Below are 14,394 nucleotides of genomic sequence, written 5' to 3' on the forward strand. Positions count from 1 at the left end.
AAGTAGCACTAGATATGACATATCCAGTGCTGATTACAAATAAATTTTTATTTTAACTAATCGCTTCTCTAATAAACTTTGAAGGGTCATTCTCAGGTGCTCTAAACTCCATATCCGTTCCTAGCGCCTTAAAGTGCTCTTTAGCACATTTAATCTTTGCCTGTTCTTCTGGTTTTAAAAGCTCCAGGATATTTGTTCCCTTAGTCTCTACCACGAAATAAAGCTTTTCTTCTCCATCCTTTTCAAGTAGCACTGCCCAGTCTGGATTATAACTTCCTAGTGGTGTGTCAATTTTAAACCAGTTAGGAAGCTTTACATATACCTTTACATGCTCATCTGACTCAAATCTCTTTGCAAACTCATATTCAATATCTGAATCATAGAGAACATAATTAAATGGTGACTTTGTGCTTTCAACAGCATTTTCCTTTAAATAAGCCAGGAGCTCTTCATTATTAAACTGTTCTATAGTATAGAAGTCCTCTCCTTCAATCTTGTGATACTTAATACCATCTACTATAAATAATCTTATTTCTCTTTTAATTATATCCCATACTGCATCTATAAACTTCTGAGGATTTCTTTTAAAATCATCAAGTCTTTTAGATTTAACAAGTATATCAATTATGGTTTTTCGAGTTAAATTTATTTTATTTTGAAGCTCAGTAATGATATCCGGAAGAGTTATTTCATCCCTAACCTCATCTCCAAAACTTTCTCCAAGTATATTTGCTTCAACTCCAGATTCCTTATGAATAGTAATACCATACTTTGACGTGTACCACCTTGGATAATGAATTACTGGCATTGTCTTTATCTTCTCAGTGCAGTTTTCTATTAACTTGTTACTATCGAAGTCTATAGAGTAAGTAGTCTTATATTTTATTCTGTCCCATAACTCTATAAAGCAAGCACTTTCTAAAATCCCTTTATTAATCTCTACCTTCTTCTTATTACTTCCGTCTTTAATCTTGAGTCTATCTATTCTACGTTTTAATTCCTGTGCAATAGGTGCTTGCCAATTACTAAATTCATAAGGTAAAGCGAAAGCATTATTATCTAAGTCGGTTTTAAGTTTTTGTTCAATTTTACCTTTGTCATTTATATACTTATTTTCCTTCAAGAAGTTATATAGTTTTTCTGAGTTCTCATAACCTAAAGGTACTGCATTACCTTCAGCATCTCCGTAAGCAAGGCTGACAAACATATGCTTTTCAACCACACCAAACTTAACTCCAGTATCTTCTTCAATCTCTGTCTGTAGATTTCTAACAAAGTCCTCATAAGATTCATTAGCCATAACAGTAAGTACATTTACATTATAGTCCTCAACTCTCTTACCAGACTGCTCTACAGCAAGTCTAAGACCTCTCCCTATCTCTTGTCGTCTTTTAATATATGTTCCTGCTGAATCCTTTAAAGTACATATCTGAAATACATTAGGATTATCCCAACCTTCTCTTAATGCTGAGTGGGAGAATATAAATCTTAACGGCTCATTTAGACTTAAAAGCTGCTCTTTATTTTTCATTATCTTATTATACACATCATCATCTGCAGCTGTATTACCTTTTGTATCCTTTACTCTACCTTTTTTATCTTCCGCAAAGTAACCATCATGTACTTTCTCTACCTCAGTTAATGTATCTATATCATTAAACAGTGTTCTATACTTTGGCTTATTGATAAGCTTACTATACTCTTCTTCAAAAATCAAAGCATATTTACCTTTTAGGGGATTCCCTTTACTATCATACTCTCTATAATTTGCAACTTTATCTATAAAGAACAAACTTAATACCTTTATACCTTTATGATTTAATCGAAGCTCTTTATCAAGATGCTGCTCAATAGTTTTCCTAATCTGATGTCTTCTTAATTCATCTTCCGAAACTTCCCCCAAAACATCCCCAAGATATATTAAGTTTCCATTAATCTCTATATATTCTTGGCCTTCCCCCCAGCTGATATCATCTACAAGGTAACCTTCATAGACATCTCTACCTCCGGAAATCTCTTTTAAGTCATTTCCTAGGGTTACCCACTTTGCTACTTTTTTAGGTTTCCCCTTATCTACAACATCAATTTCAATCTTAGCCTTATGGGGTGCAACTTCCATTAGCTTTACATAAGGCTTATTAAAGGATTCTTCTTCCTTTACAGATATGACCTCTATTCTTTTAACAAGCTTATTCTCATAAGCATCAACGGCATCTAATCTATAAACCATATTATATTTATCTACATGTGTTGCAGAGTATCTCAGTGTACATAGTGGCTTAAGTGAAGCTATAGCCTCTTTTGACTTATCAGTGGTATCAACACTTTGAGGCTCATCAATTATAACTATAGGATTTGTCTGCGATATAAACTCAATAGGCCTATACCCCTGCATTTTATCATTGGCTCTATGAATAACATTAGCCTTATCTTCCTTTGAAGGATCAACAAAGCTCTTTCTAAAGGCATCTATGTTAATTATCATTACTTGAATTGTGTTTGAAGTTGCAAAATTTCTTACCTCACCAAGCTTAGAGGAGTCATATACAAAGTAATTAAAAGGAACATTGTCAAATATGCTTTGAAAGTGCTCTTTGGTTATCTGAAGACTCTTGTTTACCCCTTCACGAATAGCTACAGAAGGTACAACTATAACAAACTTTGTATATCCATAATTCTTATTGAGTTCATATATACTCTTTAAGTAAACATAAGTCTTACCTGTTCCAGTCTCCATCTCTACAGTAAAATTCATACCTTCAAGCTTTTCACTTCTAGGGAGATTATTATTCATCTGTACCTGTTGTACATTCTTAAGCACTTCTTCATAAGTAAGGTCTAATCTATTACCTATACCTAACTCTGTTTGAAGAACACCGAATAATTCCCCGCTATGAACAGTAAAATTAGACTGCTTAGTGCTCTGACCTTTAAATATATTAACTATGGAGTTTACAGCGGAATCCTGATAGGGTAGATTGGAAATAAACTGTAGTTTCATGCTATACACTCCTTACATTAGTTATGCCTTGCTGCTTTAAGTTCTGAATGGCATTCATCTTTTCTTTATCATTTTTGAAGCCTTTCTCCTTAAATATAACTTTCACTTCATCACTTCTCATAAATTCTGATTTAAGTCCTGGTATTTTATTCAAAATATCTTCTGTTATACTATCTTCCAGGCAAATAATTAGAGCACCTTCACTTATGTTATAGATAACCTTATCTCCAACCTTAACGTCTTCTATAGGAGTTGTAAGTTCAAAGCCCATCTTAAGAATTATTTCAAATAATAAATCTTCATTAGTTCTTCCTTCTTTAAGACTATCTTGCATATCTAAAAGATCTTGTTCTAGCTCATTATAGTCTGGATTCCATGTTTTAATATTAGAATCATCCAGCTTAAATACTTTAAAACCTATATCTAAATTATCAATCCCTTCTTTATCTTTATTTTCCTCTTTTATCTTTTCTCCAGCCCTTCTTATTCTTTCTTTGCCTATTTCACAGATATTTTTATAGCCTGCTTTATAAGCATCAGAACTTTCATCCGTTAGTTCAGGTAATTGAATCATAATAAATTTACGGTTATCTCCGTCTTCACTGTTAATTTGAAATACTGCATCAGCTAAGGAACTAGTCCCTGAAAAAAAGTCCATTACGTAATCATCATCTTTAGTTGATAATTTAAGCAGTGATTTCAATAATCTAGTAGGCTTAGGATTATCAAAGGTTCCTTTTTCCTGCATAAGAGATTCTAATTCAGCACTAGCTTCTTGATTGTTACCAAATCTTTCATGAGTAAAGAAATTAATAGCCGCTTGCCCTTCTTTCATTGCTTCTGATAAATAAATCTTGATTCGTGGATAACCATTGCCACTATCCGTCCAATGCACTCTGCCTTGCTTCAATAGTTCATTAAAAGTACTTTCATTGCCATACCATACTTCATCGAATACTTTACCAGTTGGAGTTGAAATTTTATATTTGCTACCTCCACGTCCAACTGCAGCCTTCCACGGGTTGGTTGCCCAAGGACCATTAGGATCATTGTCGCTGTTTCTATATTCAGAAATTCTATCTTCAGTAAGTGGTAAGCCATAAAAAGCTTTATTAGCTTTTAAAGAATTGGAGTTTTTTGCGTAAACAACTAAGAACTCTGCTACTTTTGCAATCATCTTAGTCTTATCATTAGGTTGATTATGACGCCTTCGCCAACTCACAATGCTTTCAAAATTATCCTCACCAAATATCTCATCACAGATTTTTTTTGTATTGGTAAGCTCATTGTCATCTATGGAAATAAATATTACTCCATCCTCAGTTAATAAATTCCTTGCCAATTTGATTCTCGGATACATCATATTGAGCCAATCTGTATGATATCTACCGTTCAACTCAGTATTTGCTTTTGTAGATTGACCTGTTACTTCCTTATAATTTTTAATATTATCTCTAAAATCATCTTTATACACAAAGTCATTCCCAGTATTATAAGGAGGATCTATATAAATCATCTTAACCTTTCCAAAATACGATTTCTGAAGCAGTTTTAAAACTTCAAGATTATCACCTTCAATGTATAAGTTCTCTGTACTATCCCAATTCTTACTAATATACTTATCTGGCCTTAATGTCCCCATAGTAGGGGTCTGTGCTAGTTTTACAGCACTTGTTTTACCATTCCATCTTAACTCATATCTTTCTTCTCTTTCATCAATGATTGTACCTAGAAGTAGCTTTAATTTTTCAAAGTCTATCTTCCCTTCAGTAAAAGCTTCTGGAAATAGTTGTTTTAGACTTTGAATATTTTCATCCACTAAATTCATTGAACTTCCGTTCATCTTCTCCATCTTAACACTCCGTTCTTATTTCATTTTCTAGTTTCTCTATTGTTTGTTTTATCTCTTTAGCTTTAACATTTAAAGCCGCCTTTTTATTAAACTGCGTTTCTTTTCTTATAGCTTTTATTATCTTCTCTAACTGTAACTCTAGTTCCTGCAGCTCCGCTATTTTGATTTTCTTTAATTCTAGATTATCATTATTACTAAGCTCATTAAAGCTATTAAAATGCTTTCTGTTATTGTACACATATATACTTTCATGAATCTTCTTATAAAACTCATAAAAGTTGATATAAGATAAATTAGAAAGTTTAATTGAATTAATAAACTCCTGCTGCTCTGACTTCACATTACTTAAATTAATCCATTCAGTAGAATTTATCTCTTCTATTACAACTTTATTATTATCAGCTTTATTAAGCCTTTTTAGAGCTGTAAAGACATTAATACCATCATTATATTTAAAAATTAATACTGCTGGATTAGGTATTAATTCATTAATTATCTCTGCAATACTATCTTCATGTCCTATGTTCCTAAATAATACTGTTATAAACATTATACTTTGATAGCTTACTATTTCATCTTCATAGGATGGTACATTTATGTTTCTGGAGTTGAGTATATAAGAGACTTCAATCTTCTCAACACTTTCTATGAAAAGCTTCTTTTCATTCTTATTGAAATCTCCTTGTTCATAGAAAGCTTTTTTGTCTATCTTCTTACTTACAGGTGTTATAGTATTTAGTTCTAATTGTTGAAATATATCCATATTCATCACCTTATAATCAAATATGATATAACTTCAAAATCTTCAATAGTAACAGCTGTATCACTCATTAAATCACTTAAATCACCTAAGGAGAATATACTCAGTGTTGTCTCCTCTTCTATTTTACCACTTATAGCCTCTACAGCTTTTACTAATAAATCTTTATACTTCTCCATCTTCTTGCCAAACCTTGTTTCTTTATTAAAATCTGCTACCATTTTATCAAGTATAAATTCTTTTTTACTGCAAAGTGAGCGGTATAAATCTAATATCTTCTTTACTTGATTAAATCCATATAATATTTCGCCAACTTCATTAACATAAACAATATAATAAGGATATAATGGGTTTTCTTTTAAATCATTCTCATCATAGTTTAGTGCCTTTAAACAGAAGATAACTCCTCTTTGTACCTCATCCTGTATATTCTCATTATCATTAGTAACTACTGAATAAATACCCTTTGGTGACTCTGAAAGTGCTTCCTTGTTGTGTTCAAGGTAATTTATTAAATCCATTCTAAAGTCATCCATTGTGAAATCTGTTAGAGAAATATTACCTGAGACATCTTCAAGGTCAATAACTTCATTTTGAAGCTGCTCCAGCTGCTTTCTTCTGTATTCTAAGTCTTTCATCTCATTGCCTTTTTCATCTATAACATCTTCTTCACCTGTACTTGAGAGGTTAACCATAGCCATTCTTTCTTTTACCCTGCCTACAAGGTTTATATACTCATCTAGTTCTATAGATGGCCAGAAATTAACAAGCTGTATATATTTATTTTTACTCCCTAGTCTGTCTATTCTTCCAAACCTCTGTATTATTCTAACTGGGTTCCAATGTATATCATAATTTACGAGATAGTCGCAATCCTGTAAGTTCTGGCCTTCTGATATACAATCTGTAGCAATTAATATATCTATCTCTTCAGTAATATTAGTGTTTAACTTATTTCTCTCTTTAGATACAGGTGAAAAGTTTGTAAGAACACTATTAAAGTCAGTTCTGTCTAACTTCAATGTAGTCTTAGGATTTCCAGAGCCTACTACAAGGGCTGAGTGTATTCCATATTTCTGTTTAACCCAGGTGCTTATATTTTCATATAAATATCCTGCTGTATCAGCAAAGGCTGTAAATATAATTAGCTTTTTGTTGTTTTTATTTATTTGATTATTAATCTTATACTCTATTTCTTTCTTTAGGTTATTAAGCTTCTTATCTCTCTTTGCATCAACTTCCTTTGCTTTTTGAAGGAGGGATACAAGAACTTCCTTATCCATTTCAAGATCTTGCTTCCACCTAATAATATCCATATCCCTTAGAAAGACTTTAATTATATCTCCAATAGCCATATCCTCTATATCTTCATCATAGGATTCAAATTCATCCATCCTAATGGAGTACTCATCAGATATTGACTGTAATCTTTCAAGTGTGAAATCGATCCTGCTTATAATATTACTAAGAGTGATTGCAAAAGAGTGTACCGAGCTTTCAAGTCTCTTTAGAAGACTTGCTTTCATTAAGTATATAATGCTGTTTTCTCTATCGCTTTGCTTAAATACACCTTTCCCTTCTCTAACCCTTGTATCATATTTTTCATTGTAGGCATAAACCCTTGTAGGCAATATATATTTCATTGGTGAATACACAGCGAGTCTAAGCCTTAATATATCATTATTTATTGTCTGAAGTGCTGGAAAATCATTATACTCATCAATATCACTTTTAAGGTTTCTAGGCTTTAATCTAGTTGGAAATTCTCCTATATCTTTAACGTCGTAATATTTTTCAATATGTTTTCTTGAACGAGCAATAGTTAAAGAGTCAAGAAGCTTAAAATAATCCCAATTAAGCATGTCTAAAAGCTTTTCTGTGGTTCTTTCTTTCTCATCCATCTCTGACCACTTATTAAACTGTCTTTGAGCCTTTATTATTGTTTGAGATATGCTTGGTATACTAGCAGCTTTAAAAAGAGCATCATCCTTTTCCTCTGTTATAAAGCTTATCTGGTTCTTTAAATCCTGTAGTTTATTATTAACTGGTGTGGCTGACAGCATAAGTACCTTTGTCTTAACTCCAGCTTTTATAATCTGTTTCATAAACTTCTCATATCTAGTTTCTCTGTCATTTCTAGCTACATTGTTTCTAAAGTTATGAGATTCATCTATAACAACAAGGTCATAATTCCCCCAATTTACATAGTCAAGATCTATATCTCCACTCTTTCCACCTTTTCTTGATAAATCAGTATGATTTAAAAGATCGTAAGAAAATCTGTCATTAAGAAGGATATTTCTTTTGTCGTTACGTCTATAAATCTCCCAGTTCTCACGCAGCTTCTTCGGTGCCAGTACCAGTACTCTGTTATTTTTAAGTTCATAATATTTGATGACTGCAAGTGCTTCAAAGGTTTTACCGAGTCCTACACTATCAGCTATAATACAGCCTCCGTAAGTCTCTATTTTATTTATAGCACCCATTACACCGTCTCTTTGAAAGTTATATAACTTATTCCATACTATAGTTTCTTTGAAGCCAGTCCTTGATTGTATAATTTCCCTGCTATCATTCTCTTCTAAAAAATTCTTAAACAAATTAAATAGAGTAACAAAATATAAAAACTGTGGTGTATTGTCTTTATATAGAAGCTCTATCTTCTTTACTAAATTGTCCTTAACGTCCTTTAAAGACTTCTTATCACTCCAAATAGCATCAAACCACATCTTAACCTTATTTACTTCTCTTTCATCGTCTATGAGACTGTTAACATAGTTATAATTGGCTCCCCCTATTCCAAGTCCTGATGTAGAGAAAGGAGATCCTCCTAATAGGGCTACGTCCTCATCATCCTTATTATCAATTAAATATAGGTTTCCTTTCATTCCTTTGCCGTTATAAAGTTTTACTTCTCCCTTTTCTTTAATCCACTCTACAAACTCCTTAGCAATATAAGATTGATTCAAATTGCACTTATATGCATTTTCATCATCATTCCCATAAATTAATGCTTCATTTTCTTTAATCTTAAACTCCATAGTATTGTTGTTGGCTTCTATAAATACCGGGTCAGTAAATATAAATCTAAAGTGTTCCACTTTTGATAATGCTTCTTTAAGCTCATTAAAAGCATACAAAGTCATATGAGCTGCTGCAATGGATACTTTGGAACCTTCCTGTATATTATCCTTCAGCACATCTCCTACAAGGCCTGTCCTTTTATTATCAATAAATTTATTAGGCATAAATCTTATCCCCTCGAATCTATATAGTCATCTGTTCTATTTTCTCGTCTATTATGTCAAACACTTTAGTTACAAAATATTCCTCTTTTATTACTTTATTATTATTATCATAATGTGCTTCGTACTCTAATTGGGCTTCTAATAAAGTTCTTGGATTAATAGAAATTTGCCCATCATGAACCTTGTCCATAAAATCTTTGTCCAATACATATGCTTTTATTTTCTTATTAAAAATGAGTTCCCATTGTGTATCTCCTATTAAATCAGGTTTTCTAATGCCTAAAGTAGTTCTAAAAGCGCTTTTTATTATCTTTACATCTTCCTTTTTCAAAATTTCAACAGGTTTACTCATGTTATCAAAGTCTTTCTTTTCTATCTTTACTTTAGTTTCATCTTTAGACTTTATCTCAATAAAATCTCTTTTATTGGATTCAAATAAGTGTCTAATTTTTGAATCTGTTTCAGTATCATATAAATTATAAACATTAATATTAAATGAGGTGCTCTCGCAATCCTTATTTTCAATCTTAACAAGCTCGCTCCCTACTTGTACGCTCTTAGGTGAACTTCTCTTAAGATGTTGCTTCATTTTCAGTAGATTGCAAAATATATCAAGACCATTTTTTGCCATGCCTACGTTATCTGGAGTTATTAAAGAAGGCATCATACCTATTAGCGCACTTAATTGTAATACAAAGCTTCCTTCGCTAGTGCCCTTTACTTCAATCTTAGTTATTGAGTTGAAATAAACTCTGCTTGAAATGTGTTCTACAAGCCCAGCTGTAGCAGCTAGTGAATTGATTAACTCATATGAATCAATGGAATTTTCCCCGCCAAATCTAATACTAAAATCAATTGTACTTTCTTCATTTGAATTCCCCAAGTTTTACATCCCCTTTGGTAAGTAAAATTAGTATATTATTACTATTTTCTACATTTATTATTAAAATCCTTTCTTAATGGACAATAAAAACAAAAAACTTGCATTATTGCAAGCTAATAAAAAATTTATTATAAACCACCACATATTATCGCATAAGCATGCTCTACATTTATTTCAAATAATCCCTTTTTAATCACAGTTTCTCACCCTCTCAACCCATCCATCATTAATGATAAATTCTTTTCTACTAGCGTTTTTATTTGAATTCGTTGAACATGCTTCTAACAAATTAATATCTTTTTCTAATTTATTTAATCTCCCCAGACAGTCATCTCTCCCTTTGCTGCTTCTTATTTCTCTTACTAAGATCTCGCTGAGAATTCGTATAGCTTTTTGTACTCCTAGTTCTGGTATTATTTTATCAATAAGTATCCTTCTCCTGTATTCATCAGAAGTATTAATCAACACATACCCTAATTGATAAATTCTAGCAATGTCATAGGATGTTACGTTATCTGATATTTTTCTCATAAAATCCCTCCTAATAATTTATATAAAAAAAGATAGTCATTCAGACTATCTTAAGTAACCTACAGTAAAAAATTATTTCTATTTAACACATTTGTATTTTACATCTATATATACAAATTTTTAGGATATTACTTTCCACATAAAAAATATTTTTAGTATAAATTAATTTAAAATGAGTTTGCTAATTACCTGAAACCCCTGATTAGTTGCAATCTGATACAAAGGATATATGCATTGCCTCATCTTAGAATTAAAGTTCTCATGTGAACTATGCCTAGAATAATCATAGGGGTTATCCAATCTCATCACATCTATATACTGCTCTAATGCTGTCTCTATCTTATTATCACATAAATATGAAAAAGCTTTATATTGAATACTGCAAAAATCATTAAAATAGCTTTCAAACTGTAGCAAATTATCGCTCTTCTTACTATTTATATTTTTAAACGTTGGAACTAGATTCCACATCTCATCATGCAAAACAAAACTCCACGGTATAAAATGATCTATACTTAAGCTTCCATATTTCTTATAGTTTACACTGTCAAAATCCTCACCTGTATATATGTCCTTTATTTCAACATTAGTGATAATTTGATTCCACAACTTTGTAGCATTATTTAATTTCCTTGTTCTTGGAGCTTCAAGCTTAAAAGCAATGGCAGGGACATTTGGATTTCTCTTTTGAATAAAACATACTAATTTAAAGTATATCCACGACTTAATCAATTTGTAATTATCCTTTAAGTACTGTCCCCATCCTTCATTTAAGACAATTTTATCTTTTTCTCCTTTAATAATCTTATATAAACAATTGTTATTATCCTGAGATAAATATGTAATCATTTTATTTTTAGAACTATCCTTAACCCCATAAAGCTCCTCTGCGAAAAATGGGGTTAACAGCCTATAAGGGACGTTGTAAGTTAACTCTTTCATCATTAACTTTAGCTCTGTATCTTTACTTTTGATGATATAGTCTAAGAGCTTTCCATCATCATAATTGGTTGAAAACTTTTCCTTTTTAAACACATAGTTCACAGGTTTGCCCAAATTGTCGAATCTTCCAAAGCTAAGCTTAAATTGAAGTATCGGATACCAAGCATTTACTATCATTCTAGCTACAATACGCTCAAAATCTATTTCTTCATGTCCTATACTAACTTCATCTAAGATACCTAGCAGCCAGTACATCTTGTAGCTGGCAACTACTCTATCATCATCAAGGAGTCTACAAAAAATTCTAGAACTTACTTTATCGCTATATGGTACATTGTCTTGTATATCCTTTGGCAAAATTAATCTTGTTGAATTATCTTGTTTATTTGTTACACTCATATAAAAGAAAATCTCCTCTTATTTCCATTTTAGCTTACTAATTATGTCTTATACCATTCTTATCTAAGATACTATTCAATAGCGACTTTTTATTCTTAAATGCCTCATCAAAAGCTCTAAATTGCTTTTGTAATTCGTTGCGGTTGTTAACATTATTAGTTTGAAAATATTTAACTTCGTTTTGCAAGGCAGTTAAAATTAACTTATATGTGTTTTGTAGTTCAGTCTTATAAATTGTTAATTCATTGGGACTAGATATTTCAACTACCTGGCTGATGTTATCATTTATTCTATTTTGATAAACTATTATGTTATTCAAATACTCCTTGGAAGTCATCGTCTTGCTATTATAGGAGTTAATATCGCTTGCTCTTTTATTTAGATCACTTATTATTTCATTTTCAATTTTACTTACCTGGTTTAAATAATTTATAATTTCTTGTTGATTGCTTATAGAAAGGTTGCTTCCGATACCTTTAGATGTAGATACGTTATTATTTTTCTTGTTAGCTTCCATTTTATTTTCTGCAAAGGAGGATAAGAAAGCAATTCCCAGCACTATAATAAAAAATATGCATATAGCCGAAAGTGATCTTCTTGCAAACTTTAAAACCCCTTTCAGTACTCCGTTTTCTCTTTCTTCAATCTCTGGATCATGAATATGATTTTTTCTTAGATAGTTATAATACATATCTTTATTTTCTTTTTTCATTTTCTTTAAGCTTTCTTTCATCTGCTTATGAAAATTCTTTTGTACGCTGTTCATAAAGTTTTGTTTCACTCCTCAAACTAATACTTATGTATTATTTCCTACTTTTCAATACTATTTATAAATCTTTGAGCTATAATTACTGCTCACTAATACACTTTTTCTAAAACTATACCTTCCTTAAATCCACCACGTTCAGCTTTTTTCTCTTCTCTCTTCTCAATTAAATTTTTTTCTCTGTAGCCTAGGCCATCTGCAAGACTAAATAACACTTCCATAATATCCGCCAATTCCTCTAAATTGTCTTCTTCTAAAAATTCTTCTACTTCTTCTCGAAGCTTATATTTAAGAAGCTCGTACTTATCTTCGGCTCCTGCTCTTCTAATAATGCAGCTCCTGCCGCTCTTAATTATGATTTCTGGTATGTTATCTCTGACTAATTTATTATAAATCTTGACCTTTAAATCGTGATTTTTCCCATATACCCAGTTATGCATAAACTCCCAATCCCTAACTGTACCATCACTATTAAGGATATTTAAATAAACTCCATCACCTTTTCCAACCTGATAAATTGCATTAGCTGATCCTTCTTTCCCTGCCATTTCATTATTCATACAGTATTCAATAAAAATATCTCTTCCAATTCCTATTTTTTCAGCAACATAAGCAACTATATAAATATCGAAGGGATTTGCTCCAAGGGTATTAAAATCACTATTTATAATATGTGTCCTTATAGCTTTTATTTTCTCTTCTTCAGTTCCTGCTAATAGTACAGTTTGTATTGCACCTATATTGTAATGCTTATAACAGCTTTTTTCCCATTGCTCTAAATTTGCGAACTCACCAGATTCTTGTGTTAACTTGTTTACCATATTTTTAATATTACAAACTGTTGGTATTATTCTTTTAGAGTTTATTTTTTTACCTCTTAACTGATCTGGTAATGCAAAAGCACTATATGTATTTGGCATTGTAATACTATCCCCCTATTTACCCTTAAACTTATCCTATGCTGCATATCTACTTTTTTAATGTACAGCTTTGACTAAAATCTATTATGGGCTTAATAAAATAATTTTCTTCCAAATCTTCTTAAACACTCACTTATTATATTCTTCACAAATCTGTTAATTCCTTCAATTTTATACAAATGCCGCATGAACTATAGAAAACTTTATTTTCTATTCAGTGTATATCTTATAAAAATATCTTTAAAGTTCAAATATTAAATTAGTCACTCATATTCTTCGTTTCAACAGGTAAACTATATGTATCATACTCACCAAGGAGGTCTTCACTATTAAAAACAAAAGTAAACTACCTCAGGATGAACTAAGACAAAAGGTCGATGGCTTCAGCTTAGACAACAAAGAGGACAAAACAAATGAACTTAGCTACAAAACCACAGACCAAGGTGTATACTATCCACCAGATGATCATGCAAAAAATAGTTAAAGTCAGAGGTTTGCTCTTCTAGTGTTGCATTAAAGTAAAACTTACTTCTTGACAGCGCTAGCTGGTAATATTTAAAACTTAAAAAATAACCTCCTTATGTTTTAATGGTTTTGCCTAGAAACCAAACATAAGGAGGTTTTTTCAAGTTCAAAAATAATAATAAATTAGTTTTCCATAGGTTAATAGCGGAAATGAGGTGCTTTTCTAGATAAAACCATACGAAAGTATGATGGAGACCATCGAAGTAACCATTTTGACACTAGGTCACATCTCTATTCTATTTAATTATTTTTGTTAATAGATAGATACTACCTAAATGCAACACCAGAAGGTCTAAGCCCCTGCCTTTACTATTCCCATAAACTATCCATGAGTTTTCTCACTCTCTCTCTACGTGCATTAGTTTCTTCTTCATCAAAAGTTGTGTTTTCACCATTTATTATTAACACATCTCCCTCTTTAGAATTTGAAGGGAGCTTACTTTTTTCTATATTAATCATTTCCTCATCTTCTTTTTCGCATACAGCGAAGTTACCTTCAAACCTGTCAATTATAACTTTCATCCTATCACCTTCTTCCCTCTATTATATTGTATAATCGATTTATTT

The 14,394-nt window shown here is 31.4% G+C and carries 10 protein-coding genes; all 10 read right to left on the reverse strand.

Annotated elements, in window-relative coordinates; translation table 11 throughout:
* Nucleotides 1-52 precede the first annotated feature (52 nt).
* The 10 genes from NBE98_RS03065 to NBE98_RS03110 all read right to left on the reverse strand — a co-directional run bounded on the left by NBE98_RS03065 (nt 53) and on the right by NBE98_RS03110 (nt 14,349).
* Complete coding sequence (locus NBE98_RS03065) at nt 53-3,001, reverse strand: type III restriction-modification system endonuclease (RefSeq protein ID WP_250812466.1); 2,949 nt, start codon at nt 2,999-3,001, stop codon at nt 53-55.
* A 1-nt stretch (nt 3,002) separates the two neighbouring features.
* Complete coding sequence (locus NBE98_RS03070; RefSeq protein ID WP_250812467.1) at nt 3,003-4,853, reverse strand: site-specific DNA-methyltransferase; 1,851 nt, start codon at nt 4,851-4,853, stop codon at nt 3,003-3,005.
* Between the two features lies 1 nt (nt 4,854).
* A complete protein-coding gene (locus NBE98_RS03075) occupies nt 4,855-5,616 on the reverse strand; it encodes a DUF4391 domain-containing protein (RefSeq protein ID WP_250812469.1) in 762 nt (253 codons plus the stop codon).
* 5 nt (nt 5,617-5,621) lie between these two features.
* Nucleotides 5,622-8,861 carry a helicase-related protein gene (locus tag NBE98_RS03080; protein WP_250812471.1) on the reverse strand — a complete coding sequence of 1,080 codons (3,240 nt, stop codon included), beginning with the start codon at nt 8,859-8,861 and terminating at the stop codon, nt 5,622-5,624.
* Nucleotides 8,862-8,880: 19 nt separating this feature from the next.
* Nucleotides 8,881-9,744 (reverse strand): LAPAL motif-containing putative phage structural protein, encoded by an 864-nt coding sequence (locus NBE98_RS03085; protein WP_250812472.1) that lies wholly within the window; start codon nt 9,742-9,744, stop codon nt 8,881-8,883.
* 189 nt (nt 9,745-9,933) lie between these two features.
* Complete coding sequence (locus NBE98_RS03090; protein WP_250812473.1) at nt 9,934-10,275, reverse strand: hypothetical protein; 342 nt, start codon at nt 10,273-10,275, stop codon at nt 9,934-9,936.
* A gap of 162 nt (nt 10,276-10,437) precedes the next feature.
* A complete protein-coding gene (locus NBE98_RS03095) occupies nt 10,438-11,616 on the reverse strand; it encodes an HNH endonuclease domain-containing protein (protein ID WP_250812476.1) in 1,179 nt (392 codons plus the stop codon).
* A gap of 37 nt (nt 11,617-11,653) precedes the next feature.
* Nucleotides 11,654-12,382: a hypothetical protein gene (locus tag NBE98_RS03100; RefSeq protein WP_250812477.1), complete on the reverse strand. Its 729-nt coding sequence runs from the start codon at nt 12,380-12,382 to the stop codon at nt 11,654-11,656.
* 92 nt (nt 12,383-12,474) lie between these two features.
* Nucleotides 12,475-12,822 (reverse strand): nucleoside triphosphate pyrophosphohydrolase, encoded by a 348-nt coding sequence (locus NBE98_RS03105; RefSeq protein ID WP_250817449.1) that lies wholly within the window; start codon nt 12,820-12,822, stop codon nt 12,475-12,477.
* Nucleotides 12,823-14,136: 1,314 nt separating this feature from the next.
* The gene (locus tag NBE98_RS03110; protein ID WP_250812478.1) at nt 14,137-14,349 is read right to left on the reverse strand and encodes a DUF3006 domain-containing protein; all 213 of its coding nucleotides are present in this window, start codon (nt 14,347-14,349) and stop codon (nt 14,137-14,139) included.
* Nucleotides 14,350-14,394 lie beyond the last annotated feature (45 nt).

The organism is Clostridium swellfunianum (assembly GCF_023656515.1).
GTDB lineage: Bacteria > Bacillota > Clostridia > Clostridiales > Clostridiaceae > Clostridium_AT > Clostridium_AT swellfunianum.